Origin of the sequence: Microbulbifer halophilus, from assembly GCF_026183675.1 — a bacterium.
GTDB classification, from domain to species: Bacteria; Pseudomonadota; Gammaproteobacteria; order Pseudomonadales; family Cellvibrionaceae; genus Microbulbifer; species Microbulbifer halophilus.
Genome location: NZ_JAPIVK010000007.1, coordinates 14,084 through 41,022 on the forward strand (window position 1 = coordinate 14,084; position 26,939 = coordinate 41,022).

24 protein-coding genes are annotated in these 26,939 nt (G+C 63.1%); 8 read left to right on the plus strand and 16 right to left on the minus strand.

The genetic code is table 11. The features are described 5' to 3' along the window. Nucleotides 1-122: 122 nt before the first annotated feature. Both OQE62_RS05080 and OQE62_RS05085 read right to left on the minus strand, forming a co-directional pair. Nucleotides 123-3,302, minus strand: coding sequence for an efflux RND transporter permease subunit (locus tag OQE62_RS05080; RefSeq protein WP_265720918.1), 3,180 nt, complete (start codon nucleotides 3,300-3,302; stop codon nucleotides 123-125). 14 nt (nucleotides 3,303-3,316) lie between these two features. Next, on the minus strand, nucleotides 3,317-4,522 hold the full coding sequence (locus OQE62_RS05085; protein ID WP_265720919.1) for an efflux RND transporter periplasmic adaptor subunit: 1,206 nt from the start codon (nucleotides 4,520-4,522) through the stop codon (nucleotides 3,317-3,319). 362 nt (nucleotides 4,523-4,884) lie between these two features. On the opposite strand from OQE62_RS05085, the gene OQE62_RS05090 reads away from it, so the two are divergent. Beyond that, complete coding sequence (locus OQE62_RS05090) at nucleotides 4,885-5,541, plus strand: TetR family transcriptional regulator (RefSeq protein ID WP_265720920.1); 657 nt, start codon at nucleotides 4,885-4,887, stop codon at nucleotides 5,539-5,541. 41 nt (nucleotides 5,542-5,582) lie between these two features. Here the strand turns inward: OQE62_RS05090 and OQE62_RS05095 are convergent, their stop codons facing one another. Next, nucleotides 5,583-6,329, minus strand: a complete 747-nt coding sequence (locus OQE62_RS05095) for a sulfotransferase (protein ID WP_265720921.1) — start codon at nucleotides 6,327-6,329, stop codon at nucleotides 5,583-5,585. 35 nt (nucleotides 6,330-6,364) lie between these two features. Then, nucleotides 6,365-7,090: a sulfotransferase family protein gene (locus OQE62_RS05100; RefSeq protein WP_265720922.1), complete on the minus strand. Its 726-nt coding sequence runs from the start codon at nucleotides 7,088-7,090 to the stop codon at nucleotides 6,365-6,367. Nucleotides 7,091-7,303: 213 nt separating this feature from the next. Between OQE62_RS05100 and OQE62_RS05105 the strand changes: the two genes are divergently transcribed. Next, complete coding sequence (locus tag OQE62_RS05105; protein ID WP_265720923.1) at nucleotides 7,304-7,993, plus strand: sulfotransferase family 2 domain-containing protein; 690 nt, start codon at nucleotides 7,304-7,306, stop codon at nucleotides 7,991-7,993. A 39-nt stretch (nucleotides 7,994-8,032) separates the two neighbouring features. On the opposite strand, the gene OQE62_RS05110 is transcribed toward OQE62_RS05105, so the two are convergent. The 12 genes from OQE62_RS05110 to OQE62_RS05165 form a co-directional block, all read right to left on the minus strand. Further along, nucleotides 8,033-9,283, minus strand: a complete 1,251-nt coding sequence (locus OQE62_RS05110; protein ID WP_322746562.1) for a glycosyltransferase family 4 protein — start codon at nucleotides 9,281-9,283, stop codon at nucleotides 8,033-8,035. Then, complete coding sequence (locus OQE62_RS05115; protein WP_265720924.1) at nucleotides 9,165-9,836, minus strand: sulfotransferase; 672 nt, start codon at nucleotides 9,834-9,836, stop codon at nucleotides 9,165-9,167. Before OQE62_RS05115 ends, OQE62_RS05110 begins: the two co-directional genes overlap by 119 nt. Nucleotides 9,837-9,954: 118 nt before the next feature. Next, entirely contained in the window at nucleotides 9,955-11,646 is a 1,692-nt protein-coding gene (locus tag OQE62_RS05120; RefSeq protein ID WP_265720925.1) for a Na(+)/H(+) antiporter subunit D, read from the minus strand. Continuing rightward, a complete protein-coding gene (locus OQE62_RS05125; RefSeq protein ID WP_265720926.1) occupies nucleotides 11,639-11,950 on the minus strand; it encodes a hypothetical protein in 312 nt (103 codons plus the stop codon). The genes OQE62_RS05120 and OQE62_RS05125 overlap by 8 nt, the downstream gene beginning before the upstream one ends. Nucleotides 11,951-11,957: 7 nt before the next feature. Then, nucleotides 11,958-13,436 (minus strand): proton-conducting transporter transmembrane domain-containing protein, encoded by a 1,479-nt coding sequence (locus tag OQE62_RS05130; protein WP_265720927.1) that lies wholly within the window; start codon nucleotides 13,434-13,436, stop codon nucleotides 11,958-11,960. Continuing rightward, entirely contained in the window at nucleotides 13,433-14,905 is a 1,473-nt protein-coding gene (locus tag OQE62_RS05135; RefSeq protein WP_265720928.1) for a monovalent cation/H+ antiporter subunit D family protein, read from the minus strand. Before OQE62_RS05135 ends, OQE62_RS05130 begins: the two co-directional genes overlap by 4 nt. Then, nucleotides 14,899-15,258 carry a cation:proton antiporter subunit C gene (locus OQE62_RS05140; protein ID WP_265720929.1) on the minus strand — a complete coding sequence of 120 codons (360 nt, stop codon included), beginning with the start codon at nucleotides 15,256-15,258 and terminating at the stop codon, nucleotides 14,899-14,901. Before OQE62_RS05140 ends, OQE62_RS05135 begins: the two co-directional genes overlap by 7 nt. A gap of 1 nt (nucleotide 15,259) precedes the next feature. Further along, on the minus strand, nucleotides 15,260-16,285 hold the full coding sequence (locus OQE62_RS05145; RefSeq protein ID WP_265720930.1) for a DUF4040 domain-containing protein: 1,026 nt from the start codon (nucleotides 16,283-16,285) through the stop codon (nucleotides 15,260-15,262). Between the two features lie 20 nt (nucleotides 16,286-16,305). Next, complete coding sequence (gene mnhG / locus OQE62_RS05150) at nucleotides 16,306-16,701, minus strand: monovalent cation/H(+) antiporter subunit G (protein ID WP_265720931.1); 396 nt, start codon at nucleotides 16,699-16,701, stop codon at nucleotides 16,306-16,308. Further along, complete coding sequence (locus OQE62_RS05155) at nucleotides 16,694-16,969, minus strand: monovalent cation/H+ antiporter complex subunit F (protein ID WP_265720932.1); 276 nt, start codon at nucleotides 16,967-16,969, stop codon at nucleotides 16,694-16,696. Before OQE62_RS05155 ends, mnhG begins: the two co-directional genes overlap by 8 nt. Then, the gene (locus OQE62_RS05160; RefSeq protein ID WP_265720933.1) at nucleotides 16,969-17,439 is read right to left on the minus strand and encodes a Na+/H+ antiporter subunit E; all 471 of its coding nucleotides are present in this window, start codon (nucleotides 17,437-17,439) and stop codon (nucleotides 16,969-16,971) included. The genes OQE62_RS05155 and OQE62_RS05160 overlap by 1 nt, the downstream gene beginning before the upstream one ends. A gap of 45 nt (nucleotides 17,440-17,484) precedes the next feature. Next, nucleotides 17,485-17,928, minus strand: coding sequence for a Rap1a/Tai family immunity protein (locus tag OQE62_RS05165; protein ID WP_265720934.1), 444 nt, complete (start codon nucleotides 17,926-17,928; stop codon nucleotides 17,485-17,487). Between the two features lie 263 nt (nucleotides 17,929-18,191). On the opposite strand from OQE62_RS05165, the gene OQE62_RS05170 reads away from it, so the two are divergent. The 6 genes from OQE62_RS05170 (at nucleotide 18,192) to OQE62_RS05195 (ending at nucleotide 26,848) form a co-directional block, all read left to right on the plus strand. Next, nucleotides 18,192-18,917, plus strand: a complete 726-nt coding sequence (locus tag OQE62_RS05170) for a response regulator (RefSeq protein WP_265720935.1) — start codon at nucleotides 18,192-18,194, stop codon at nucleotides 18,915-18,917. Next, complete coding sequence (locus OQE62_RS05175; RefSeq protein ID WP_265720936.1) at nucleotides 18,914-20,260, plus strand: ATP-binding protein; 1,347 nt, start codon at nucleotides 18,914-18,916, stop codon at nucleotides 20,258-20,260. The genes OQE62_RS05170 and OQE62_RS05175 overlap by 4 nt, the downstream gene beginning before the upstream one ends. A gap of 90 nt (nucleotides 20,261-20,350) precedes the next feature. Further along, nucleotides 20,351-20,755 carry a hypothetical protein gene (locus OQE62_RS05180; RefSeq protein WP_265720937.1) on the plus strand — a complete coding sequence of 135 codons (405 nt, stop codon included), beginning with the start codon at nucleotides 20,351-20,353 and terminating at the stop codon, nucleotides 20,753-20,755. 86 nt (nucleotides 20,756-20,841) lie between these two features. Then, on the plus strand, nucleotides 20,842-22,194 hold the full coding sequence (locus OQE62_RS05185) for a TolC family protein (RefSeq protein ID WP_265720938.1): 1,353 nt from the start codon (nucleotides 20,842-20,844) through the stop codon (nucleotides 22,192-22,194). Continuing rightward, complete coding sequence (locus tag OQE62_RS05190) at nucleotides 22,191-23,729, plus strand: efflux RND transporter periplasmic adaptor subunit (protein WP_265720939.1); 1,539 nt, start codon at nucleotides 22,191-22,193, stop codon at nucleotides 23,727-23,729. The genes OQE62_RS05185 and OQE62_RS05190 overlap by 4 nt, the downstream gene beginning before the upstream one ends. Continuing rightward, nucleotides 23,723-26,848, plus strand: a complete 3,126-nt coding sequence (locus OQE62_RS05195; protein ID WP_265720940.1) for an efflux RND transporter permease subunit — start codon at nucleotides 23,723-23,725, stop codon at nucleotides 26,846-26,848. The genes OQE62_RS05190 and OQE62_RS05195 overlap by 7 nt, the downstream gene beginning before the upstream one ends. Nucleotides 26,849-26,939 lie beyond the last annotated feature (91 nt).

The window sequence follows — 26,939 nt, forward strand, 5'->3', positions numbered from 1 at the left end:
GGAAAGATTCAACGCTCGGAAGGAGCCTGTTTACAGGCAAATTGCGGAGGAAGTGAAGCAGTGAGTAAAGCAGTACCTGCCCCTCAAAAAAAAGCCGGCAAAATTGCCGGCGTTTTTCACTCTCAGACGATCTCCGCCTCTTCCTCACCGACGGGCCTGCGCACCTCCTGTGCCCTGTCGGCATCCTCCTCCGCGGCCTGGCTGCGCCCGCCAAGCAGGCGCTGTACCACGACGAAGAACAGCGGGATAAAGAAGATCCCCAGCAACGTGCCCACGATCATGCCGCCGAGCACGCCGGTGCCGATCGCCTGCTGGGCACCGGAACCGGCGCCGGAGGCGATGGCCAGCGGCAGCACGCCGAGACCGAAGGCCAGCGACGTCATGACGATCGGCCGCAGGCGGTCGCGTACCGCCTGCATGGTGGCCTGTACCAGCTCCATGCCGCTCTCCAGGTTCTGCTTGGCGAACTCCACGATCAGGATCGCATTCTTGCTGGTCAGGCCCACGGTGGTGAGCATGGCCACCTGGAAGTAGATATCCCGCTCCATGCCGCGCAGGTTGCTCGCCAGCACCGCGCCGAGAATCCCCAGCGGCGCCACCAGCAGCACTGCGGTGGGTACGGTCCAGCTCTCGTAGAGTGCCGCCAGACACAGGAACACCATCAGCAATGACAATGCGTACAGCAGCGGCGTCTGCGCGCCGGCCTCGCGCTCCTGGAAGGAAAGACCGGTCCACTCGATGCCGATGCCCTGCGGCAGGGTCTCCACCAACCGCTCGATCTCGGCCATGGCCTCGCCGGAACTCACGCCCGGGGCCGCCTCGCCGTTGATCTGCATCGCCGGAACGCCGTTGTAGCGCTCCAGGCGCGGCGAGCCGTACTCCCAGTGGTAGCTGGCGAAGCTCGACAGCGGCACCATCTCGCCGGCGTTGTTGCGTACATACCAGAGGTTGAAGTCCTCCGGATCCATGCGGTAATCGGCCTCCGCCTGCATATAGACGCGCTTGACGCGGCCGCGGTCGATAAAATCATCGATATACTGGCTGCCCCAGGCGGCGCCCAGGGTATTGTTGATGGAGCCGACCGGCACACCCAGCGAGGTCGCCTTGGCCACGTCGATATCCACCTTGAACTGCGGCGTGTCCTCCTGGCCGTTCGGGCGCACATTGGTCAGCAATTCGCTCTGCCCGGCGGCGCCGAGCAACTGGTTGCGCGCCGCCAGCAGCGCCTCGTGCCCCAGGGCGGCGTTGTCCTTCAGGTAGAAGTTGAAGCCGTTGGACGTCCCCAGATCCGGCATCGCCGGCGGCGAAAAGGCGTAGGCGATGGCGTCCTTGATCTGGCTCAGCGCACCCATACCGCGCATGGCCACGGCGGCCGCGCTCTCGGATTCCTCCTCGCGCTGGTCCCAGTCCTTCAGTTTCACGAATGCCATACCGGTGTTCTGGCCGTTGCCGGCAAAACTGAAGCCCTGTACCGCGAACACGGACTCCACCAGTTCCGGCTCATTGTCCAGGAAGTGGTCCTCGATCTTGTAGATCGACTCCATGGTGCGCTCCTGGGTCGACCCCACCGGCGCCTGCACCATGGAGAAGAGTACCCCCTGGTCCTCCTGCGGCAGGAAGGAACTGGGTGTGCGCAGGAACAGCAGCCCCATGATCACCACAAGGCCGGCAAAGATCGCCATAAAACGGCCGCTGCGCGCCAGGATTCCGCGGACGCCGCGCCGATAGCGGGCACTGCCCGCATCGAATTTGCGGTTGAACCAGCCGAAGAAACCTTTGCTGCCGTGCTGCTCGCCCTTTTTCAGCGGCTTCAGCATGGTGGCGCAGAGCGCCGGCGTCAGCACGATGGCCACCAGCACCGACAGCGCCATCGCCGATACGATGGTGGCCGAGAACTGCCGGTAGATAACCCCGGTGGCACCGCTCATAAAGGCCATGGGCACGAACACCGCCGACAGCACCACACCGATGCCCACCAGCGCGCCGGTGATCTGCTTCATCGACTTTTTCGTGGCCTCTTTCGGCGACAAGCCCTCTTCCGACATCAGCCGCTCGACGTTCTCCACCACCACGATGGCGTCGTCCACCAGCAGGCCGATGGCCAACACCATGGCGAACATGGTCAGCATATTGATGGAGAAACCCAGCGCCGCGAGTATGCCGAAGGTGCCCAGCAGTACCACCGGCACGGCGATGGTCGGGATCAGTGTGGCGCGGAAGTTCTGCAGGAACAGGAACATCACCAGGAACACCAGCACCACCGCCTCGATCAGGGTGTGGATCACCCCTTCAATGGAGACCTTGACGAACGGCGTGGTATCGAAGGGCACTACATAGGTGAGGCCCTGCGGGAAATTCGGCTCCAACTCGTCCAATTTCGCCTTGACCGCTTCCGCGGTCGCCAGCGCGTTGGCGCCGGTGGCCAGGGAAATAGCCATCCCTGTGGCTGGCTGGCGGTTGTAGCGGGTCAGGTTGGTATAGCTCTCGGCACCCAGCTCCACGCGGGCCACATCGCCCAGGCGCAGCACCGAGCCGTCGCTGTTGGAGCGCACCACGATATCTCGGAACTGCTCCGGCGTGTTCAGGCGTCCCTGGGAGTTGACCGTGGCGGTCAGCTGCTGCCCTTCCACCGCCGGCGTACCGCCGAGGCTGCCCACGGCCACCTGCGCGTTCTGTGCCTGCACCGCCGTGGAGATGTCCGCCGGGGTCAGGTTGTAGGTCTTCAGCTTGTTCGGGTCCAGCCAGATGCGCATGGCGTACTTGGAGCCGAACACCTGGGTGGTGCCCACGCCCTGCACGCGGCCGATCGGGTCCACCAGACTGGAGGACACATAGTCGGCAATGTCCGCCTTGGACATGTTGCCGTCCTCCGACACAAAACCGGCCACCATCAGAAAACCGCTGCTGGATTTGCTGACGTTGACCCCCTGGCGCTGCACTTCCTGCGGCAACAGCGGCATTGCCAGTTGCAGTTTGTTCTGCACCTGTACCTGGGCGGTATCCGGGTCCGTGCCATTGGCAAAATTCAGGGTGATGGACGCGGAGCCATTGGACTGGCTGGTGGCGGACATATAGATGAGGCCGTCGAGCCCCTTCATGTTTTCCTCGATGACCTGGGTCACCGAGCCCTCCACCACCTGCGCCGAGGCGCCCGGATAGTTGGCACCGATGGTCACCGCCGGCGGCGCCACGCTCGGGTAGCGCTCGACCGCCAACTGGGCGATAGACAGGCCGCCACCGAGCATCACGATGATCGCAATCACCCAGGCAAAGATCGGGCGATTGATAAAGAAACTGGCCATTACCGGACTACTCCTTACGACTCGTCGGCGGTCGGTGCTGCAACGGATTCGCTTTTATCGCCGCCGGCAGCAGTCACCTCATTACCGGCCGGCGCGGACTCGGATTCCGCCTCGGTGACCTCCACCGGAACGCCCGGGCGGATCTTCTGCAAGCCGGAGACAATAACCCGGTCGCCCGCCATCAGGCCGCCCTCGACCAGCCAGCGATTGCCGATGGTCTGGCTCACCTCTACAGCGCGCTGCTCGACCATGCCCTCGCCGTTGACGATCATCGCCGAGGTATTGCCCTTCGGATCGCGGGCGATGCCCTGTTGCGGTACCAGTATCCCGTGCTGGCGCATACCGCGGCCGATCTCCGCACGTACGTACATGCCCGGCAGCAGCATATGATCCGGATTCGGCACCACCACGCGCATCAGCACGCTGCCAGTGGACGGATCCACGCTCGCCTCGGCGAACTGCAACTTGCCCGGGTGGGGGTAGGCAGTACCGTCTTCCAACACGATTTTCACCGGCAGGTCATTGGCCTCTTCCACCTTGCCGGCGGCCAGCGCGCGGCGCAAACTCAGCAGCTCGCTGGTGGACTGGTTGATATCCACATAGATAGGGTCCAGTTGCTGCACGGTCGCCAGCGCCGCCGTCTGGTTCGCCGTCACCAGTGCACCCTGGGTCACGGTGGACTTGCCGATACGGCCGGAAATCGGCGAACTGATACGGGCAAACCTGATCTGGATCTGCGCCTGCTGGACCGCGGCCTCGGCAGAGGCCACCGCCGCTTCCGCCTGCTGCAGTTGGGCCTGGGCGTTGTCGTTCTCCTGCTTGCTGACAGCCCCAGTGCCCGCCAGTTCGGCCATGCGCTCGGCGTTCAGCCGCGCCACATTCAGCTCCGCTTTTGCGCTCAGCAGGTTGGCGCGGGCGCTTTCGTAGTCGGCCTCGTAGGTGGCGTCGTCCAGCTGGTACAGCGACTGGCCGGCCTCGACCAGCCCGCCCTCCTGGAACAGCTGCTCTTCGACGATACCGTTCACCTGCGGGCGCACCTCGGCCACCTTGAAGGGATTGGTCCGTCCGGGCAGCTCGCGGGTCAGGGTAACCGGCTCGGCCTTGAGGGTTACCGCGGTGACTTCCGGGGCCATCGATGGCGGGGCGGCCTGCTCCTCCCCACAGGCGCTCAACAGCGCGGAGGTGGCGAGCAGACCGACGAGCAACTTCTTCTTAAACATTGAAAACCTCGATAGTGACCCACCATCCGGGTGGATCGCACAGTGTCGCACTATAGGAAACTGTCGGTCAGGACAGTCACAAACGATCGTATAGAATGTTTGCATTTTATATTCATGCACGAATAAATATCAAGTGTTCATTCATGCATGAATATGAATTAGAATGCACACAGCCTGGTAAATATCCCTGCCTACTGTTAGGGCTTTGCCCACTAGACGGCGATAAATGGCCATGATTCGAGTAGTCGCTATTTACGCCGCTGATTCGACCGACTTCAATCACCGTGCGATCAGACGCGCAGTATCCGGGCCCGAACGAATGACGTGCTGCAGTCCGATGCAGCAGCCAGAGAACAGACTAGATGGCCAAACGCAGAAAAGAAGATGCCCTGGAAACGCGGGAGAAGATCCTGGATGCCGCGATCACCGTATTCCACAAACGCGGTGTGGCGCGCCCCTCCCTTACCGAAATTGCCGAGCTGGCGGGGGTCACCCGCGGCGCCGTCTACGGCCATTTTCGCAACAAGAGCGACCTCTTCGCCGCACTCACAGAACGGGTGCAGTTTCCGGGAGAAAAACTGTGTGAGGCGGGCGGTGAAGAAATCAACCGGGACCCGCTGGGCGTACTCCGCACCCGCTGGCTGTGGCTGTTCCAGGAGATTGCCTGCAACCGGCAGTGGCAGTTGATCCTGGAGATTGTGTTCCACCGCTGTGAGCTGGTTACCGAGAGTGGCGAAATCCACCAGCGCCTGATTCAGGGACACACCGAGGGCACGACGATCATTCACAAGCTGGTCACCGCCGCAGTCGCACAGGGACAGTTACCCGCAGACCTGGATATCGACGTTGCGGTACCGATGCTGCACGGATCGTTGATCGGCGTGCTGGAAGACTGGCTGTTACAGCCTGAAATTGGCGATCTCGGTGAACTGGGTGAGCGCTATATCGATGCCATGATCGATATGGTGCGCTTCTCCCCCACCCTGCGCCGGCAGGGAAGCGAGGTTGCCCTGCACTGAACGGCTCAGCGGGCCAGCAAATCCCCGCACCGCACTCCGAATTATCGCAACTGCCTGCCACGCAGCCTGAGGCGCCGCAAAGCGGCCTTGGGCCTGGCCACTGCGAGAAACCGTCCCAGTTCCCGGTCCAGCCGTCGGTTGACCAGCGCCAGCAGCTCGTCCGTACCCTCTACGCTGCGGGCGTAGCGCACGGCCGCGCCCAGCCGGCCCTTGCGGCAGTGCCGCTCAAGGATCTTGCGCGAGTCCTTGTCGGCCGAGGCGTTGGCCACCGGCACACTGGCCCCGGAGATGTTCACGCCCAGCAGTTCGCCGAGCTCGTTCAGTCCATCGCCCTGCTCCCAGCACACTTCGGCAAAACGTCCGGAGTCGCGGAAAAACTCCCGCGCAGCCTCGTTGTGCCGGAGGTAGAAATCGCGCAGACGGTTTTCGTTCCCATCTACGTCGTAGCAGCCATAGGCGATCCGGAACGCCTCGGTCGGGCCATTGCGCAAATTGAGCTTGCGCAGACTCTGCAGCCATTGATCTTCGGAACGGCGGGTCGTGAGAACGAAGCGGCTGTCGGGATAGCGCTCGGCCAGGCGCTCGTACAATAGCGGGTAAGGCAGGTCGCAAAGGCAATCATAGTGGTCGACGATGGCACAGATGTCGTCAAAGCGGCCGAGCTCATACAACTTGAGCCCCAGACTCCCCGGCCCCTGGCGGCTCAGAAAGCCCAGCCCGGTCATTACGGCATTGAATGTGGTAGTGCCCGTTCTGCTCAGACCGATACAGAAGGTCTTCGGCATCATCTGCGTACCCCGATATGAAATTCCGCCGGGCCGGATCAGCCGGCGTCCGGATAAAAGAGTTCGAAGTCGCGGGCGTATAGCCGCTGGATCAGCTGACGCTCGGCCGGCGCGAGTTGGCTGCGCACATAGTCGTCCGCTCGCTGGCGATCCGATTGCCGCGTATGCAGCTCGAGCGGACAGCCGAAAATATCGTTCACGATGCGGCCCAGATCGGCCTCCAGCGTCTCGACTTTGCCGACATGGCTCAGGGATTCGACCGGTAGCGGGATCAGTTCGTGCTGCGGCACCCAATGGGCATTGGCCATAAGCAGGTCGTCCTCCAGGCGCTGCAGGAACTCGAGCAATGTGTACACGCGTTGCGGTTTGCCCGCCGGGTGCAGGCGGTATTTTCTCACCATCCGGGGAACCGCTGTCTTGCTGCGCCAGGCGGAAACAATGCGGCTATAGGGGTTGCGTACAACGGTAAATGTACATGCCCCCGCGAGCGACCCCGGAGTCGGCAGGGCCTTGAAGCGGCCCTTGGCCGCGTTGCCACCGGGATCATTGCGGATATCGTAGCCGCAGTGGTGCGCCAGTGTCCGCATCGCGGTGGAGTTGGCCGCTTTGGGAATGCGGAAATAGCAGAAATTGTGCGCCCGGGACCAGGCGATGTGGCTCACAATCATCCGGCGCACCGCGGGGCTGGCCGTATCACGCAGCAGGGGATGCCGCCCCAGGCCGCCGTAGCGCAGGGCCGCGCCGAGCCAGATATTCGCTCTCATCGCTTCGATTCCTCGGGTGCCGGGAGCAGGGAAAAGGCCATAGTATACTTATGGGCGGTAACTGCGTCACCGCTCCGGGTACCGACACTGGCAGAGTCGCGCAGCCGGCCCGGTTGCAGCGCGGAGGGATGCGCCGCTATTCTCGCAGTGACCCGGCTCACGCACGACCGCCCCGGCATCTGGAAGACACCTTGCAAGTAGCATAACTAAACCATGATCATTTCTCACAAGTATAAATTCATCTTCATCAAGACCAGGAAAACAGCTGGAACAAGCATCGAGATAGCCCTCTCCAGGTTCTGCGGCCCCAACGACGTCATCACACCGATGAGAAAGGAAGATGAAGATCTCAGGCGCTCACTCGGTTATTTCACGCCCCGAAACTATCACGCGCATCTATCCGAATATGGGCCGATAGACTTTCTCAAGCTAACCTGCGGGAAACGCAAGAAGCGCTTTAGCAAGCATCAGCCGGCAGCGCAGGTGAAGGAGCTTGTAGGCGACGAAACATGGAACAGCTACTACAAGTTCTGCGTCGTGAGGAATCCCTGGGATCGCGCAATTTCCAGCTACTTCTGGCGCAACAGAAGGAGCAAATCACAACAGGACCTCGACGCCTTCATCGCCAGCAGTTATTTACGCAAGAAGCATGACAACAGCAGCATCTACCTCATCAATGATGGAATTGCTGTAGACCGGGTATGTCGTTTCGAGCAACTCGATCAGGAACTTGAAGAAGTCCGCCTTCACCTGGGAATCCCCGAGCCCCTACCCCTCCCCAAGGCGAAGGGCGACACAAGAAAGGACAAACGCCATTACCAGGAAATACTAACGGAAGCGCAAAGAGACGAGATTGCCCGGATTTTCGAAAAAGAAATTGAACTGTTTGGCTATTCTTTTTAAGTTCCTCCAGGGGGGGCGCTATCGGGCGTCCCGACTTTGTCAGCGTTTTCCCAGCCCGCGCATTTGCCCCAGCGCCAGATCCAGATTGCGCGAGCCCGCTTCCAGGCTGAAAGCGGTGGCGTAAAGTTGGCGGGACTGGCGCCCGAGAGCGGCGCGGCGGCTTTCATCCGACAGCAGCCGTTGAATCGCGTCCGCCAGCGAGGCCGGATCTTCGAACGGTGTCCAGCACGCGGTATCAGTGTCGGAGAAAATAAAGCGCGCTCCCACCGTGGGTGTGGTCACCACGGGCAGGCCAAAGCGCATGGCGTCCAGATAGACAAAACCGAAGGGTTCGTCGAGCGAAGAGCATACGAACAGGTCCAGGCCCTGCAGGAACTCCGCTTTATCGCCGTGTCCAAGCCAACCCGGCAGGTGAACAATCCGCGACAGCCCGCGCTCATCGATACGGGCTTTCATGGTGTCGAGATCCTTGCCGTCACCGGCGATTGTGCACTCGAGCTCGACACCCCGCTCGCGCAACAGATCCACCGCGTCGATCAGGACACCAAACCCCTTGCGGGCGACAAACCGCCCCAGGGAGCCAACCCGCGGCGGATGCCGCAAGTCCCGCTCCCCGGGCTGAGAGCTATTTTCCTCCGGCTCAGGGCTGTTTTCAGCCAGGAAGTTCGGCACGATGAAAATACGCTCCTCATCGAAGCCCCGCGCCTTCAGCGCGGTTTTCATTTCCGCGGTCGTTGCCAGCCAGCCGTCCGCGTTGCGGAAACGCCCCATGCGCTTGCTCTTCATGGTGCCAACGCGGGTGAGCACGGGAATGCCACTGCCGCGCAGGGCGCGATGCGCTTCGATAAAACCCATCTGCGCAAAGCCCAGTACCAGGTCCGGCGCAAAACCCCGAACGCGCTCACGCAAACCGGCGTGCGGGAGATAGCGGTGCAGCTTCCAGATTCCTTCGAGCTTCTCCACCTGGCCGCCCAAACCGCGTTCAACGAGCAAATCAACCATCGACCGGGCCCGCCCGGAAACCAGGATCTGGAGTTGGTGGCCCCGCTTCTTCAGGGCCAGCGCATAGGGCACCAGGGACTGCTGCACCCCGCCGAGACCAGTCGAGATCATGACCAGTGAGATTTTCATGGGCGCCGTCGTTGCCGGGGGAAGTGTGCGGACCGGGCCATCAGCCCGGTAACCGCCATCGTATGTGCGCCCAGCGCCGTTTGAGGGTCGCGACCAGTGGATGGCGACGGATGCCGCGAGTGCGGCCGATATCCCTCCAGGCCCCTGCATCCAGGCCATAGTCACTGAAACGTTCCACCAGCCCGGTCACGGGATCGGTGTCGATATTGAACTCGACCAATTGTTCCGGCCTGTCGGTCATAAAGGCGCGCACCTCAGCCAGGTGCGTGTCCCACTCGCCGCGCCAGATTTCAGCGATCTCATCCTTCGAGTCGATCCCCCGCTGGCGCATGACTCTTTGTACAAACTCGCCGTGACCATGCGCCAGTCGCGAGCGGATCCAGTCCTCCCGGTGGCGCAGGTTGAGCAACAGGAAGCTATCCGGATAATCGCGCATCATCTCCCGAAAGTGACGTATGGGCTCGAAACTGTCACTCTCGGTTTGATAGATCAGGTCGGCATAGAGGGTGTAGTTTTCCAGGCCGGCAAAGATCTTGCGACCGGCGTTGAGGTTTTCACGCATCAGGTATCCGGCATTGCGACTGCGACGCAGGGGTCTTCTGAGCTTGTATTTCAGTACGCGATGCCCGGCCTGCCGGAAAAGCGCTTCCAGGCTGCGTGTGCCGCATTTGTGGAAGCCGATCTGAATGACTCTGGGAAGATCGTCGGGCATGTTCGTTCCTTGAATACATACTTCCCCTATAACCCCCAGGCTCATTCCCTGGAGACCAGATCTGAAATTATGCCGGTTTCAGCTGTACCGCGCCAGCCCGGAATTGCTGTCCGACAATTCAGTTGACCAGGCCGAACGCCAAATAGATCCCCAGCAAAAGCACCACCCCAGCCACCATACTTCCCGTCAACCAGCTCCGCGCCAGGGCGCCATCCGGTCCGTGGTAACTGGTGACAAATGCCATCACTCCCCCGACGGCTGCGAGCGCCGCATTACGCAGCCGCTGATCCAGGCGGAAAACGCCATTCGCGAAACCCCGCGCGGCATCCGGCAACAGGCGCCGGTAGAGCCACTCTACATCCAGGTTGACCGACGGCAGCTCCGGCGGGTAAAGCCGGCGCAGGTTCAGCCACACGAATGCCAGTGCGGAGAAGAACAGCAGTTGCAGTTGTGTCAACACATGGCTCATGTCGTAGGGCGTATAGGCTATCTCGTGGGGCAGCAGGCTGTAGAGCGCCTGCGGGTAGATCCCCACACCCAGGCACAGGGCCGCGGCGATACTCATGGCCACCAGCATGTTGACCGGTGCCTCCTTGGCACGCAGGCCGGAATCGTGGGCGAAAAACGCGAAGTAGGGAATCTTGATACCGGCGTGGTGGAAGACCCCGGCTGCGGCGAACAACAGGACCAGCCACACCCAGTCGTAGCCATTCTTGATCGCCGCACTCATGACCATGGACTTGCTGACAAAGCCGCTGAACAACGGGAAGGCGGAAATCGACGCCGCGCCAATAATGCACAGCACAGTGGTTTTGGGCATGGTCTTGTAGAGGCCGCCTAGCTCCGAGCCATTGATACGCCCGGTCATCTGCAATACCGCGCCCATGGACATGAACAGCAGCCCCTTGTAAATCACATGGGCGAAGGCGTGGGAAACGGTGCCATTGAGTGCCAGTGCCGTGCCGATACCGATACCCACCACCATATAGCCCAGTTGGTTGATCAGGCTGTAGGCCAGCACCCGGCGCAGATCGTTCTCGATCACCGCGTAGAAGATCGGAAAACAGGCCATGACCGCGCCGATGTAGATCAGCAGCTCGGTGCCGGGATAGCCCCGCGCCAGCGCATAGACGGCGACCTTGGTGGTAAAGGCACTCAGGAATACCGTGCCCGTGGGCGTTGCTTGCGGATAGGCGTCGGTCAGCCAGTTGTGGAAAAACGGGAAGGCGCACTTGATACCGAAGGCCAGAAATATCATCCAGCCGCCGGCCTGCTCCAACCCGATATAGCCGAATTCCAGTGACCCCTGTGCCTGCCCATAAAAAATAATGCCGCCCAGCAACAGCATCCCGGAGAGAATATGTAGGATAAAGTAGCGCAGCCCGGCGAGGTAGGCAGGACCACTGCGCCGCGCCCAGATCAGGAAGACGGAAGTCAGCGCCAGCAATTCCCAGAAAATGAACAGCGTCAACAGGTCGCCGGCAAAAACCACCCCCAGTGCGCTGCCGGCGTACAGCAGGCTCGCCACCTGCTGTAGTGTATCGCGCACATGTAGCGAATAGATGATGGCAATCAGCGCGGCGATATGAAACAGGTAACCGAACAGCAGGCTCAGCTTGTCGGCGCGAAATAGTTGCAATTGGAAATCCAGCACCGACCAGGTGCCGAACTGGCCCTCCCCCAGCATCCACAGGTTGGCCAGCCCCAGCAGGGGAAGCGCAATCATCACCAGGGCGCGGGGCCAGCCGCGCAGAAACAGTGCCAGCGCGGCGACGACAAAGAACGGAACAAAGGGCGCCACCTCAAACATCGCCGTGGCCTCCCTGAGCCTCGCCGCCCTTTCTGTCCTCTCTGTCTTTGAGCTCCACCCGGTCGTAGTAGTCCTCCGGGCGCATCAGGAAACTGCGCATCCACCTGGCGACAAACACCAGCATCACGCAGCCGACAAAGCCGTAGATCGGGTAGAAGGCCGGCAGTCCCTCCCAGCGGAATTCGGTATGGCGGTGCACAACAAAATCCAGCGCCACCAGCAGCGCGCAGATAGCGTAGAAAATGCGCAGCAGTAGGCGGATATTGTCCGGCTTGTCGAAGAAATATTGTTTTTCGCCACTCATATGCGCTCTAGATTCCGGACTTGATCAGCTGATAAAACGTATCGGGAAACAGCAACAGGCAGACACAGCCCACCGCAGTAACCGTCAATGCAATCACCGACGGCAGGGGCGCCTCCCGGATAGCGGACGCCTCCCCGGCGCCATCCACCAGCGGCTTTTCGCCGCCCTCCCCGCTCAGGAATGCCCGCAGCGGAATCGGCAGCAGATAGGCAATACTGAGCAGGGAACTGAGCATCAGCAGCCCCATCAGCAGCCACTGCTGCGTCTCGAAGGTGCCCAGCATCAGGTACCACTTGCTCCAGGTACCGCCGGTGGGCGGGATACCAATAATGCACAGGCTGGCCACCAGGAAGGCCGTCATGGTGACCGGCATCTGCCGGCCGATACCGCGCAGCTCGTCGATTTCGGTTTTATGCGCGGCCACCAGAATCGCGCCCGCACAGAAAAACAGCGTGATCTTGCCAAACGCGTGCATGACGATATGCAGCGCGCTGCCGGTCATGCCGGCACTGGTGGCCAGCAGCGCGCCCAGGGTGATATAGCCGAGCTGGCTGACGGTGGAGTACGCGAGGCGTTTTTTCAGGTTCTGCTGGCGCAGCGCGACGATGGACGCGAGCAGGATCGATGCGCCGGCCAGGTACAACAGCCACTCGGTGGCGGGAATGCTTTTCAGCGTCTCCAGCCCGAAAATCAGCAGGCAGACTTTCAGTAGCACAAAGACCCCGGCCTTGACCACCGCCACCGCGTGCAGCAGCGCACTGACCGGTGTCGGCGCCACCATCGCCGCCGGCAGCCAGCGATGGAACGGCATGATGGCCGCCTTGCCAACCCCGAACACAAACAGTACCAGCAGGATCGACAGCAGCGCCGGATCCGTATCCGCGGCGAAGATACCGCCGGCCCGGAATGTCAGGGTGCCGGTCAGCAACCAGGTGGCGACAATCGCCAGCAGGAAGAAACCCACCGAAGTGCCAATCAATACACTCAGGTAGACCCTGCCCCCCTGTCGCGCCTTGTCGGTGCCGGCGTGGGTGACCAGCGGGTAGGTGCACAGCGTCAGCACCTCGTAGAAGATGAACAGCGTAAACAGGTTTTCCGCGAAGGCGATACCCATCACCGCGCCGATGGACAGTGCGAACAGGCCGAAAAAACGTGTCTGGTTTTCCTCGCCGTGGCCGCGCATGTAGCCGATCGCGTAGACGGTGGTCACAATCCAGAGAAAGCTCGCCACCAGTGCAAACAGCAGCCCCAGCGGCTCGATGCGGAAGGCCAGCGCCAGGCCCGGCAGGATATCCAGCCAGTGGGCGGCGATTTCCCGCCCGTCCAGCACCGGCTGGTAGAGCGAGACCACCACGGCGAACAGGGTCGTCGCCGCCACCAGCGACACCACCTCGCGCAGGTTCTGCCAGCGGCCGGTCAATTGAATGCCGACCAGCGCCAGCGGTGCAATCAGCAGCGCCAGTTGCAGCAGGGTCGATTCGGTCATTGTGCGCCTCCCAACAGGAACTGCGCTGCGGCGGCCGTCACCTCCACCGGCAGGCGGGTATCAATGCCGAAATACAGGTTGGCGCCGATCAGCAGCCAGGTAGGTGCCAGCAGTCCAATGGGCGCCTCGCCGCGTGTAGCGTCCGCCGGAGGCTGGAAATAGGCCGCCTCCACGAGCCGCCAGATATAGGCCACCGCCAGCAGCGACCCCAGCACCACCAGCACCGCGACCCACCAGAGCCCACTGTCGACGGCCGCGGCGATCAGGTACCACTTGCTGACAAAACCGACCGTCAGCGGCACGCCGATCAGGCTGATACCGCCGACGACGATCGCCGCCATGGTCCAGGGCATGGCGCCGCCGAGGCCGCGGAAATGCTCGATACGGCAGGCGCCGACCCGGTAGACCAGCCCCGCCAGTGCCAGGAAGAGACCGCCCTTCATCAGCGCGTGATTGAAAAGATGCAGCAGCGTCGCCTGCAGGGCGGTGGCGGTGCCGATGCCGATACCGACCACCATGTAACCGATCTGCGCCACGCTCGAATAGGCGAACATGCGCTTGATATCCACCTGGTAGATGGCCACCGCGGAGGCCGCGAATACACCTACCAGCCCCAGCCCGATCAACAGGCTTTCCAGCGGCAGGCTGGCCAGGGAGAGTTCCACCCCGAACACGGTAACGGTGAAGCGCAGCAGCAGGTAGAGAGCCACCTTGGTGGCGGTGGCGGCGAGGAATGCAGTGACGATCGACGGCGCATAACTGTAGGCGTTGGGCAGCCACTGGTGCAGTGGGAAGAGCGCCAGCTTCAGGCAGATGCCGACGAAGATAAACGCAAAGGCCGCGAGCACCGTGGCCGAATTCCCCAGCGCCGGCAACCGCACGGCCAGATCCGCCATGTTCAGGGTGCCGGTCATCATATACAGGAAGCCGATGCCGATCAGGATAAAGGTGGCGCCGATGGTCCCCATGATCAGGTACTGGAATGCCGCCCAGAGCGCGCGGCGGTCCCGCCCCAGCGCAATCAGCGCATAGGTGGACAGCGACGAGATCTCCAGGAACACGAAAACATTGAATACGTCGCCGGTGGCCACAATACCCAGCAGGCCGGCGAGGCACAGCAGGTAGAGGGTGTAAAAAAGGGTCTGCCGATTGCTATCGACTTCCCGCGCCACGCTGGTGTGCGCCGCCGCCAGCACCACACTGCTGAGACCGGAGACGATCAGCAGCACCCAGGCGTTGAGCAGGTCGATGCGGTACTCGATGCCCCAGGGCGCCTGCCAGCCGCCGAGCGTATAGCTGATGGGACCGGCCGTATAAACCTGCTGCAGCATTAACACACTGACCGCCAGTGCCGCGACACTGACCGCCAGCGTAAACAGCCATACCAGGCTGGCGCGGCGAATGATCAGGCAGGAAGGCGCCGCCACCAGCGGCAGGATCACCTGCAGTATCGGGAGATGCGTCAACACGACTGCTCGCCCTCCGCCGCCTGGATATCGCGCTCTTCCACCGAGCCGTAGGCGCGCTCAATACGGATCACCAGTGCCAGCGCCAGCGACGTAGTGGCGATCCCCACCACAATCGCCGTCAGGATCAGTACATGGGGCAGCGGGTTCGAGTAGAGGCTTTCCCCTGCACTCAGAATCGGCGCACTGCCGCCGTCCACCTTGCCCACGCTGATATAAAAAATAAATACAGACGTCTGGAAAATATTCAGGCCGATGATTTTCTTGATCAGGTTTCCCTGGACGATAACCATATACAGGCCGATCATCATCAGCGCAATCACGATCCAGTAGTTGTAAAGCGATGCCAGCAACATCTTAACCGGCCCTCCCTGCAATCGACTCATTCCCCGTTACAGAGCGGCGTTCCAGCAACCGCCCGGAAAAGAGATAGAAAACCAGAATCATCACCGAGGCCACGGTAATACCGACCCCCAGCTCTATGGCGATAATGCCGATATGCTGACCGCTGACCGGGTCCCCGGCCAGTGCGCTGTAATCGAGATAATTTTTACCGGCCAGCAGACTCAATAGACCGACGCAGCCATAGACCAGCACCCCCACTGCCGCCAGCAACTGCACCACTGCCGTACCGGCGACGCGGCGCACCGCGTCCAGCCCAAACACCAGTCCATAGAGAATAAAGCCCACCGCAAAGATCACCCCGGCCTGGAAACCGCCGCCGGGGCCATACTCGCCGTGGAACTGTACATAGAGTGCATACAGCATGATCGGCGCAATCAGGATCTTGGCGATGACCCGCAGAATCAGGTCCCGCGACCCGCCGCCGGGCGACGCCGGCAGCCGGTTTTCAATTCGCTGTTCATCGCCGCCCATCAGCAACGCCAGCACACCGAGCCCGGCGGTAAAGATCACCACCACCTCCCCGAACGTATCGAAGGCGCGGTAGCTGGCCAGCACGGAAGTAACGATATTGGGAATACCGATCTCCGCCATGGAATCGTTGATATAGCGCGGCGCCACATGCAGTTGCGCCGGCGCATCCACGGCGCCGAAGGCGGGCATATCCAGGGTGGCGGCGATCAGCAGTGCACCCACGCTCGCCACCAGGCCCAGTGCCAGCACCGCGTGGGATGGGTCCGGACGCTGTCGGCGGCCGCACAGGGCCAGGGTCAGGATAATCAGCAGCGGCGATATACCGGCGCCCACCGCGGCCTCGGTAAAGGCCACATCCACCGCGCCCATGGTCATGAAGAAGCTCGCCGACAGGAGGCCGTAGATGCCGGCGAACATCGCCGCCGCAAACAGGTCCCGCGTCCAGGCAATCGCCACCGCTGTTACCAGCAACAGCGCGAGCAGTGAAATATCCAGTAACAGTTCCATCAGTATTGCCTCTCCACTGCTCAGACCCGGTCCGCATTGAGGGCGTCGGCTTCCGCTATCCTCTCGGGTTCCGATTCAACCACAGGTTCCGCCTCGCGTTCGCGCTGCCTGTCCGCTTCCGGCAGGCGCAGCTCGCTGTGCTGGGCAGCCCGGGCCAGCGCGTGGCTCGCAGTGGGGCTGGTGAAGAAAATGAACAGCAGGATCAGGCCCAGCTTGAGCAGCGCCAGGCTCCAGCCGGCGAGCAGCATCAGGCCGCCGACAATCAGGAAGGTCGCCAGGGTATCGGTCACGCCGGCGGCGTGCATGCGCGTGTAGAAATCGGGAAAGCGCAACAGGCCCACGGCGCCGGAAAGCATGAAGAAGCAGCCCAGCGCCAACGCGAGTCCGCTCAGTACCGCCAGAACCGGGTCAATCATTGAGCGCCTCCCCGCCCTGTGCGGAACGAAACTCGAAATAGCGCAGCACGCCGATCACGCTGACAAAATTGATCAGCGCGTACACCAGCGCGATATCGAGATATTCCGGCCTGCCCAGGGTGAAACAGATCACCGCGATCAACAGCACCGTCTTGGTGCCAAAGACATTCGCGGCGAGAACGCGATCGTAAACACTCGGGCCCAGCAGTGCCCGTACCAGCGCCAGTGCCATCACCACCAGCAGCGCAATCATCGTCGCAGTCAGCATCACTCTTCCAGTGCCCTCACCCGATTTTCCATCTCGCCCCGGCGCAGCTCTTCCAACCCGCCTGCATTCAATGCGTGCACCAGGATTTCATCACCCTCGAGCTCCACCGCCACGGTACCCGGTGTCAGGGTGATCGAATTGGCGTAGAGGACTCTGCCCAGGTCCGTCTGCAGCTTCGTTTCTAGGCGCGCACTGGCGGGATGGATCGACTGCCTGCCCCGCCAGACACAGCTCGCCACCTCGAGGTTGCTCTGTACGATCTTGCAAAACAACCACCAGTAGTAACCGGGCAGCGACATCGACAGATGCAGGGGCTGGGATTCCCGGTCGACCAAACCCATCCGCCGGGCCAGAAAAACCACCAGGGCGATCGACAACAGCCCGAACGTCAGCAACAGCGGCGTATAGTGCCCGGAATTGGCCAGCCAGATAAAGGCCAGCACGGCGACAAGAGAGAGGGTGTAACGCATGGTCAACTCGTGAACTAAACCGTCAAAACAGATGCTGCGGCGACATCAGTCCACCGCGTCACACAGATAGTGCTTTTCGAATACCCGGCGCATCACTGCCGATGCCCCTGCGTCCGCTTCAAACCCGTCAGTTTGCGCGGCGACCCTGGCCACCAGTTGCTCCAGGCTTTCCCCTTCCGGCAGGCAGAAACGGCTGTTCAGGCGCTGTTCCGCGGCATCGGAGAAGCGGCTGCCGCGGGTACGCATGGCGCGGGCGACAAATCCGGACGGGCGATCCTCCACGGCGACAATCTCGGGGCTCGCCGCCAGATAACCCTGGATAAAGGCCCGGCAACCGGAGGCAGCCGCGGACTGGCGGTCCTCCAGGTGGGCTTTACAGGCAGACACCAGCTCCGCCGCACTCATCGATTCCAACGCGGCGAGCGGCTGGCTGAACGCCAGCGCAAGCGGCGCGCCGGCACGGATCAGTAGTCGCGTTATTCTCGCCATAGTTGCCTTATATTTATGCAATTCTGTGCTCTGGCAGGCGGCCACTTTGGCACTTTTGATGTGCTGAATATTGTCTATTTTGTGAAAAAGTATGTCTAAGTATGTGTGACACGGTGGACGATGCCATCCCCGGTGTACCGAGAAAGCTGCGATTTGGCGCCATACGGGGGCTCTGCTAAAGTCGAGGCTCAGCGCGCCAGCGTGGCACTGGAAGCCGCACCGCGCACTTTTCCATGTTTTGCAACAGTTGATAACAAATAGAAATGAACGCAATGGCCATGTCCAAAGGGTGTGTACTGGTAGTCGATGACGACAACGACATCCGCGAGCTGCTGTCGCAACTTCTGACCAGGGAAGGCTATACGGTCGAAACTGCACGGGACGGCGAGGAGATGTTCGCGCTGATGGACCAGCGCTCCCCGGACCTGATCCTGCTCGACGTGATGCTGCCGGGCGCCGACGGCTTCGAGCTCTGCCGCCAGTTGCGCAGCGACGCCGGAATGCCCCCGGTGATCATGGTTACCGCCAAGGACGACGAGATAGATCGGGTGGTGGGCCTGGAGCTCGGCGCCGACGACTATATCGTCAAGCCCTTCAGTGGTCGCGAGCTGCTGGCGCGACTCAAGGCGGTATTGCGCCGCGCCCGCCAGCCCGCCACCGGAGGCAGGCGCGACCTGTTCCGCTTTTCCGGCTGGCGCTTCTACCCGGCGCAGATGGAACTGCTGGATACCAACGCTACCGCGATCCCCCTCTCCACCAGCGAGACAGAACTACTCCTGGCCTTTGTGCAGCACCCCCAGATCCCCCTGTCCCGCGACCGGCTGCTGGACCTGACCAAGGGCCGCGAGAGCTTTCCCTTCGACCGCAGCATCGATTCCCATGTCAGCCGACTGCGGCGCAAGCTGGGCGACAACGCCAGGAAACCGGAGATCATCAAGACCGCCTGGGGCACCGGCTACATCTTTACCTACCCGGTTGAGGCAGAGTGAAACACTGGCTGCCGAGCACCCTCCGCTCGCAGACCACCCTGGTCCTCTTCTGCTCGTTTGTGTTGTCGCACGCCATCAGCCTGGCAATCTACGAAATCAACCGCGACAAGACCATCCTGCTCACAGAGGCCCGGGACCTGGCGGACCGTATCACCGGCGTGGTCGAGCTGGCGCGCGGCTTTCCCACCCGGGACCGGCAGCGGATTCTCGCCGCTGCGGAGACCCAGTTTGTCACCATGTTTCCCGAGCCCGGCAACCTGGATAACGAACGCTGCCGGGACAACGATTTTTCCCATCGCCTGCGCCGTTCCCTGGACAGTGCATTCGCCGGCGTGCCCGGCCTCACTGCCCGCGTCTGCCTGCGGCCCCTGAAATCCGCGCCGCTGCTGCCCCGGCGCGAACCGCTGCACGGCTTCGATGTACTCGTCGCGGTGAGCTTTCCCGACGACGAGCGCGCCGTCTTCCACGCGGTACTGCCGGAGGGAAAATCCCTGATTCACGACGCCATGCTGGTTTACCTGCTGTTCTCGGGGCTGGTGGGCCTGCTGCTGGCGGGCTACCTGATCCGCAAGATCGTCGCACCCCTGGAGCGGCTGGCCGGGGCCGCCGACAGTATCGGCACCAATATCGATGCGCCGCCGCTGCCGGAAAGCGGCCCCGCCGAAGTCGCCACCGCCGCCCGCGCCTTTAACCGCATGCAGGGTCGCCTGGCGCGGCTGGTACACGGCCAGACGGAAATGCTCGCCGCCGTCTCCCACGACCTGCGCACCGCCGCCACGCGCCTGCAGTTGCGGGCGGAGCTGTTGCGGGACCGGCGCGAGCGCGAGGGGCTGCTGCGAGTGGTCGGGGACATGAAGACCATGATCCAGTCGGTGCTGGATTTTGTCAGGGGTGTGAAGCCCGGCGAAATGCCGCAAAAGACCGACCTCAAGGCACTGGTGGAAAGTCTCTGCGAAGACCTGGGCGAGGAAGGCTACCCGGTAACATTTGCCGGCGGTGATAACCTTGTACTCGACTGCCGCCCGGTGGCCCTGCGCCGCGCCCTGCAGAACATTATCGACAACGGTGTCAAGTACGGCGGCGAAGTGCGGGTTTCGATCGCCGGTGACAGTGACAGTATCCGCATCGCGGCGGAGGACCGAGGCCCCGGTATTCCCGCGGCGGAACTGGCGGCGGTGCTGCGCCCCTTCTACCGCCTGGAAAAATCCCGCAACAGCGGAACCGGCGGCATAGGTCTCGGCCTGTCCATCGCCACCAATACGGTACAGGCCCACGGCGGCGAACTGTTGCTGGAAAATTCCGGAAGCGGCCTGCGCGTGGAGGTTGCGCTGCCGCGGCGCTGAAAGAGTCACCCGGGATCGCGGAGCTCGGGAACGCCCACCGCTCCCGCAAATCGAGCTGACAAGCCGGCAGATTCTGATACTATTTCCCCGATGAACCGATCCCCGCTTCCACAATTCGCAAGGCCGATCTCGCTGGCTGCCATCCTGCTGTTGTTGCTGCAGGTCCAGTCGGTTTTTGCCTGCGAAATGATGGAGCACTCGGGCCCCGTCTCCGAGTGCTGTTGCGGAGAGATGCTCGATGGCCAGGTGCCGGACTGCGACTGCTGCACAGTCGAGACCGAGCTGTCGCTGAAAGCGGATCCCGACAGCGGCGGCGGAGTGCCACTGCCCACCGATCGCTATTCCCTCGAGCAGCCGCACCTGCACGGATCGCCGGACTACCGCTGGCCCCGCATACTGGGGCCGCCATCGGGCGCCCATCCCGCAATCCCCTCCCCTGCAGCCGCCCGCCCGGGCAGGCTCACCTGGCTGTCCACGCTGCGCCTGCGCATCTGATTCCCCGAACCGCACACTGATTCCACAACACCGACTATCCGTGTTTCCGGCGCCCCTGTGCGCCGCGAGCGTTCGAGGAGTGAACCTTGCTTTTCAACAGACTACCGGCGGTACTGGCGGCGGCTGCCCTGCTGCTCGCCCCCCTGGCGCGGGCCAACTGCGAGCCGCCCGCCGCCGCGGACAGCGAATCCCTGGTGAAGCTGGCCCTGCGCTGCAACCCCGCGCAGCGGTCACTGGGTGCGCGGGTCGAGGCCCAGGCGGCCAGCGCCACCGCCAGCGGCCATATCGACGACCCGAGGCTGATGCTGGGCGCCGCCCCCGAAACCTTCGGCAATGAACAACTGCCCGACGGCACCCTGGCGGAAATCAGCCAGTCCGTGCCCTGGCCGGGTGTGCTGGCGCTGCGACGCGCCCTGGAGGAGGCCGGCACCCGCGCCCGCGCCTTCGAGTACGACCAGCGCGCGGTGGAGTTGGCCCACGCCCTCAGGACCGCCTACGCAGACTGGCGCTATCGCGAACAACTGCTGGCGATCAACCGGCGCCACCAGAAGCTGTGGCAATCCTTCGTAGCCAGCAGCCGGGCCCGCTACGCCGCCGGCAGCGGCGGCAAATCCGCCCTGCTCAAGGCACAACACGAGAGGCACCAGTTGCAGATCGAAGAGATCGCCCTGTCGCGCGCGCTGGAGCGCGACAGGAGCCGGCTGGCGCGCCTGCTGGACCTGGATCCCGGCCAACTGCCGGCCAGCGCCCCGCTGCCCCGCCGCGAACCGGCGCCGCAGGCGCTGGCCCTGGCGCTCGACAGCCTCGGCAAGCAGCCGCGGCTACAGCGCCTGGCCGCGGAGGAAACGCGCAAATCCCGCGAACTGGCACTGTCGGAAAAAGACCGCTACCCGGAATTCCAGTTGCTGGCCCGCCACAACAATATCTGGATGAACCCGGACCAGCGCCTGTTTGTGGGCGTGGGATTCAATCTGCCGCTGGATATCGGCGGCAAGCGCAGCGCCCGCGAGCGCAGCCTGGCGGCGGAGAAACTGGCCCTCGAATGGCAGCGCGAAGACGCCGCCCTGGCCCTGCGGGACACATTGCGCCGAGCCGACAGCCGCCTGCGCCAGGCCCGCGAAACCCTGCAGCTCTACCGCGACGAAATGCTGCCGCTGGCGGAGGAGAGCCTGGCCACCGCGCGCGACGACTTCGCCGCGGGCAGTGGCAATTTTCTCGACCTGCTGGTGGCGGAGCGCAACCTGCTCAAGGTGCAACAGGATTTTGAAACCGCCAAGCGCGACCGCTTCACTGCCACCGCCCGGATCACCGCCGCCGCGGGACTGGTATTGCTGGAGGACTGGAATTCCCTGGGTGCGCGGAGCTCCAGCTCCGCCAGCGGGCCGAAGCCCCGCCAATCACACCGGGCAATCCCTGCAAAAACGGGAAAACAATTGTGAAATCGACAACTGCTAACAAATATCTGCTCGGCGGCCTGCTGTTGCTCGCCGCCCTGCTCATCTCCTGGTGGACCTTGAAAAGCGAACAGGCAACGGAAACCGCCGCGGAATTTATAGAGGCCGGCCCCTTCCGCATCGCCGTCTCCATAGACCCGCGAAAACCGCGGGCCGGCGACAACAGTATCCGCATAGAAGTCCGCGATCGCGAAGACAGGCCAATTGAAAACGCCCAGGTCCGCGCCGTCGCCGAGATGCCGGCCATGGGCGCCATGCCCGCGATGCGGGCGCCGGCGGAAATCGCGGAAACGGCGCCCGGTGTCTACGAGGGGGAATTCGAACTGTCCATGGACGGCGCCTGGCCGCTGGCGGTGGATGTATCCACCGCCCCCGACAAGCACGTAGACCTGGTATTCGATATGACCACCAGCCGCGCCGGCCTGCGCCTGAAGTCCGCACCGGGAGCCGGCGACACCGCCTACTACACCTGCTCCATGCACCCCTCGGTGGAATCCGCCGAGCCGGGCACCTGTCCCATCTGCGGCATGGACCTGCAAGCGGTCAGCCGCGAGGAACTGGAGAGCGGCACCATCGTCGTGGACGCGGGCCGGCGCCAGGCGATCGGTATCGACACCGGCAGGGTGAAAAAGGAAAACTTCTCGCTGCCGCTGCGCCTGCAGGGCCAGGTCACCTACGACGAAACCCGCCTGCGGGATATCAGCCTGCGCTTCAGCGGCTGGATCGGCGACCTGGAAGCGGACTTCGAGGGCAAGCGCATTGCACGCGGCGATGTCCTGTTTACCGTCTACAGCCCCGAGTTACTGGCGCTGCAGGATGAATACCTGCAGTCCCGCCGGCGCGGCGGCGCAACGGAGAAAGCGGCGCGCCGGCGGCTGCGCCGGTGGGGCCTGTCGCAGCGCCAGGTCGAGTGGCTGGGCGAACAGGAAAAAGCGCGGGACTACATGCCCATCTTCGCGCCCGCGTCCGGCACCGTTATCGAGAAAAATATCGTCGCCGGCTCCGCCTTCGAGAAGGGCCAGAAGCTGCTGCGTCTCGCCGACCTGAGCCGGGTGTGGGTCGAGGCCTACGCCTATGAAAACCAGTTGCCGCTGCTGGAACAAGGCATGTCTGCACAGGTGCGCCTGACCAACCTGTCCGGCCGCCCCATGCTGGCGACACTCGCACAGATAGATCCTTTCCTGAACCGGGACAGCCGCAGCGCCCGCCTGCGCCTGGCACTGCCCAACCCCGACGGCCGCCTGCGCCCGGGCCTGTTTGCGGATATCCAACTGCGCGCACCACTGGGCAAACAGTTGCTGGTACCGCGGGATGCGGTGCTCTTCTCCGGCGACAAACGCATCGTCTTCCGCGACCTGGGCCGCGGCCGCCTGCAACCGATCGAGGTGCGCACCGGCTATGGCGACAACGACAACATCGTGATCCGCGCCGGCCTCGCCGAAGGCGATCGCATTATCGCTTCCGGCGTTTTCCTGATCGCCGCCGAGAGCCGCCTGAAGTCGGGGGTACAACAATGGTAGAGACTCCCCCCAAAGGCGTCATCGCCCGCCTTATCGGCCTCTGTGCGGGCAAGCCCGGGCTCACCCTGCTGCTGGTGGCCATTGCCGCGCTGGCCGGTTACCGCGCGCTGCTCAGTGTGCCGCTGGACGCGATTCCCGATCTGTCCGACGCCCAGGTGATCGTACTGACCGACTGGCCCGGGCGCAGCCCGGACCTGGTGGAAGACCAGATCACCTATCCACTCAGCACCGCCCTGCTGGGCCTGCCGAAGGTCAAGTCGGTGCGCGGGCAGAGTTTCTTCGGCCTCAGTTTTGTCTACGCCATTTTTGAAGACGGCACCGATCTCTACTGGGCCAGGTCCCGCGTACTGGAATACCTGAATCAGGCGGCCTCGCAGTTGCCCGAAGGCGTACAGCCGACCCTGGGTCCGGACGCCACCGGGGTCGGCTGGGTTTTCCAGTACGCGCTGGTGGACCGCAGCGGCGAGCACGACCTGGCGGAACTGCGCGCGCTGCAGGACTTCAAGCTGCGCTACTGGCTGACTGCGGTGGAAGGCGTCGCCGAAGTGGCTTCCATCGGCGGCTTCGAGAAGGAATACCAGGTGCAGATAGACCCGCACCGGCTGGCCGCTTTCGATATTCCCCTCGCCAAAGTGGTCGAGGCCATCCGCCGCAGCAATGACGACACCGGCGGGCGGCTGCTGGAAATTGCCGGCCACGAACACATGGTGCGCGGCCGCGGTTATATCCAGAGCACCGCCGACCTGGAGCAGGTGGTGATCGGCACCGACGCGGAGCGGGTGCCGGTGACCCTGTCGCAGGTGGCGGAGATCCAGTTGGGCCCGGCCATGCAGCGCGGCCTCGCGGAACTGGATGGCGAGGGGCAGACAGTGGGCGGCATCGTGGTGATGCGCTACGGCGAAAATGCCCTCAAGGTGATCGAGCGGGTCAAGCGGCGTATCGACGAAGTGAAGGCCGGCCTGCCGGAAGGTGTGGAACTGGTGACGACCTACGACCGCTCCGACCTGATCGGCCGCGCCATCGACAATCTCAGGCAAACGCTGATCGAGGAGATGCTCGTGGTGGCGGCGGTGATCGCGCTCTTCCTGTTGCACGCGCGCTCGGCGCTGGTGGCGGTGATCACCCTGCCGGTCGCGGTACTGCTGGCCTTTATCCCGCTGTCACTGCAGGGGCTGACCGCGAACATCATGTCCCTCGGCGGTATCGCAGTGGCGATCGGGGCCATGGTGGACGCGGCGGTGGTGATGGTGGACAACATTCATAAAAAGCTCGCCGCAGGCGCTCACAAAAAACCGGCCGCGGGCGGGCGCGAGCGGCGGCAACTGATCGTGGAGGCGATGCAGGAAGTCGGCCCCAGTATTTTCTTCTCGCTGGTGATCATCACCGTCTCCTTCCTGCCAGTGTTCGCCCTGGAAGCCACCGAGGGCCGGCTGTTCAAACCGCTGGCGTGGACCAAGACCTACAGCATGGCCTTCGCAGCGCTGTTGGCCATCACGCTGATTCCGGCGCTGGCGGTGCTGTTGATCCGCGGCCGCATCCGCGCCGGGGAAAACCCGTTTGTGCGCGCGCTGACAGGCGTACTGCTACCGGCCATCCGCTTCTGCATCCATTACCGCAAGGCAGTCGCGGCAACATCGCTGTTGTTCCTGATCCTTGTCGTCTTCCCGACGCGGCAGTTGGGCTCGGAATTTATGCCGCCGCTGAATGAGGGCAGCATCCTCTACATGCCCACGGCGCCACCCGGTATGTCCATCACCGAGGCCGGCAAGGTGCTGCAACAGATGGACGCAGAGCTGAAAAGCTTCCCCGAGGTGGAGCGCGTGTTCGGCAAGATCGGCCGCTCCACCAGCGCCACCGACCCGGCGCCGCTGTCCATGGTGGAAACCGTGGTCACCCTGAAGCCGGAAAGCGAATGGCGCCCGGGGGTGAGCTGGGACGACCTGCTGGCGGAGATGGATGAAAAACTGCGCTATCCCGGTATGCCCAATATCTGGTGGATGCCGATCCAGACACGCACGGAAATGCTCGCCACCGGTATCCGCAGCCAGTTGGGTATCAAAGTATTCGGCGACAGCCTGGATGATATCGAGCAGACCGCCGTGGCCATCGAACAGGCGCTGCAGGCCGATCGGCGCACCGCCGGGGAAACCCGCAGCGCCTTCGCCGAGCGCCTGACCGGCGGCTATTTCCTGGATTTCGATATCGATCGCGCGCGCGCCGCCCGCTACGGCCTCAATATCCAGGATGTCGAGGATGTGATCGCGGCCGCCGCCGGCGGCCTGGCCGCCACGCAGACGGTAGAGGGCCGCGAGCGCTACGATGTGCTGTTGCGTTACGCCCGCGACTACCGCGATACCTCGGAACAGTTGCGACAGATTCTGGTTCCCGCCGCCGACGGCACCCAGGTGCCCCTGAGCCAGTTGGCGACACTGGAATACCGCACCGGCGCGCCCATGATCCGCAACGAGGGCGGGCAACTTGTCGGGCTGGTGTTTGTGGACCTGAAGGGCGAACTGGGGGTGGCCGATTACGTGGCGCGCGCCAAAGAGGTGGTGGCCGAGCAGGTGGAACTGGTGCCCGGCCAGCGCATCGCCTGGGCCGGCCAGTACCAGTACCTGGAGCGCGCCAAGGCGCGCCTGCAGTGGCTGGTGCCGCTGACCTTACTGGCCGTATGCCTGCTGCTCTACCTGCACCGGGGACGGCTGGCGGACACCCTGTTCGTACTCTCCGCCATACCCATGGCGCTGATCGGCGCCTTCTGGCTGCTGTACCTGCTGGACTACAAGCTCAGTGTTGCCGTATGGGTGGGGATGATCGCCATGGCCGGGCTGGCAGCGGAGATGGGACTGTTGATGCTGCACTACCTGTCGGCATCAGACCCGCGGCGGAAGGATTTTCCGCAAGCCGTGGCACAGGCAGCGGCGGGCCGTATCCGCCCGATGCTGATGACCAGCCTCACGCTGCTGATTTCGCTGGTGCCGGTGATGCTGGGCGGCGGTACCGGCAGCGATGTGATGAAACGCATCGCCGCGCCCATGGTCGGCGGCACCCTGAGTGCACTGGTATTTGTGTTGCTGGCGATGCCGGCACTCTATGTGCTCTGGAAAGAGCGTCGCTGAATTCTCGCGCACAGCCGATGGGCGGGTTTGGCACCGCCCATCCCGCACCAGCCGCCGGTCAACGGGTGTGCGCCACGGGGAAATTGCTGGG

Excerpts from the sequence above, each read along its gene's own strand:
- mnhG (WP_265720931.1), bottom strand. The coding sequence starts at position 16,701 with ATGATTGACCCGGTTCTGGCGGTACTGAGCGGACTCGCGTTGGCGCTG.
- OQE62_RS05130 (WP_265720927.1), bottom strand. The coding sequence starts at position 13,436 with ATGACCGAATCGACCCTGCTGCAACTGGCGCTGCTGATTGCACCGCTG.
- OQE62_RS05100 (WP_265720922.1), bottom strand. The coding sequence starts at position 7,090 with ATGAGAGCGAATATCTGGCTCGGCGCGGCCCTGCGCTACGGCGGCCTG.
- OQE62_RS05105 (WP_265720923.1), top strand. The coding sequence starts at position 7,304 with ATGATCATTTCTCACAAGTATAAATTCATCTTCATCAAGACCAGGAAA.
- OQE62_RS05140 (WP_265720929.1), bottom strand. The coding sequence starts at position 15,258 with ATGTTGCTGGCATCGCTTTACAACTACTGGATCGTGATTGCGCTGATG.
- OQE62_RS05145 (WP_265720930.1), bottom strand. The coding sequence starts at position 16,285 with ATGGAACTGTTACTGGATATTTCACTGCTCGCGCTGTTGCTGGTAACA.
- OQE62_RS05125 (WP_265720926.1), bottom strand. The coding sequence starts at position 11,950 with ATGAGTGGCGAAAAACAATATTTCTTCGACAAGCCGGACAATATCCGC.
- OQE62_RS05155 (WP_265720932.1), bottom strand. The coding sequence starts at position 16,969 with ATGCTGACTGCGACGATGATTGCGCTGCTGGTGGTGATGGCACTGGCG.
- OQE62_RS05160 (WP_265720933.1), bottom strand. The coding sequence starts at position 17,439 with ATGCGTTACACCCTCTCTCTTGTCGCCGTGCTGGCCTTTATCTGGCTG.
- OQE62_RS05080 (WP_265720918.1), bottom strand. The coding sequence starts at position 3,302 with ATGGCCAGTTTCTTTATCAATCGCCCGATCTTTGCCTGGGTGATTGCG.
- OQE62_RS05170 (WP_265720935.1), top strand. The coding sequence starts at position 18,192 with ATGAACGCAATGGCCATGTCCAAAGGGTGTGTACTGGTAGTCGATGAC.
- OQE62_RS05085 (WP_265720919.1), bottom strand. The coding sequence starts at position 4,522 with ATGTTTAAGAAGAAGTTGCTCGTCGGTCTGCTCGCCACCTCCGCGCTG.
- OQE62_RS05180 (WP_265720937.1), top strand. The coding sequence starts at position 20,351 with ATGAACCGATCCCCGCTTCCACAATTCGCAAGGCCGATCTCGCTGGCT.
- OQE62_RS05115 (WP_265720924.1), bottom strand. The coding sequence starts at position 9,836 with ATGCCCGACGATCTTCCCAGAGTCATTCAGATCGGCTTCCACAAATGC.
- OQE62_RS05110 (WP_322746562.1), bottom strand. The coding sequence starts at position 9,283 with ATGGCCTGGATGCAGGGGCCTGGAGGGATATCGGCCGCACTCGCGGCA.
- OQE62_RS05095 (WP_265720921.1), bottom strand. The coding sequence starts at position 6,329 with ATGATGCCGAAGACCTTCTGTATCGGTCTGAGCAGAACGGGCACTACC.
- OQE62_RS05195 (WP_265720940.1), top strand. The coding sequence starts at position 23,723 with ATGGTAGAGACTCCCCCCAAAGGCGTCATCGCCCGCCTTATCGGCCTC.
- OQE62_RS05120 (WP_265720925.1), bottom strand. The coding sequence starts at position 11,646 with ATGTTTGAGGTGGCGCCCTTTGTTCCGTTCTTTGTCGTCGCCGCGCTG.
- OQE62_RS05165 (WP_265720934.1), bottom strand. The coding sequence starts at position 17,928 with ATGGCGAGAATAACGCGACTACTGATCCGTGCCGGCGCGCCGCTTGCG.
- OQE62_RS05090 (WP_265720920.1), top strand. The coding sequence starts at position 4,885 with ATGGCCAAACGCAGAAAAGAAGATGCCCTGGAAACGCGGGAGAAGATC.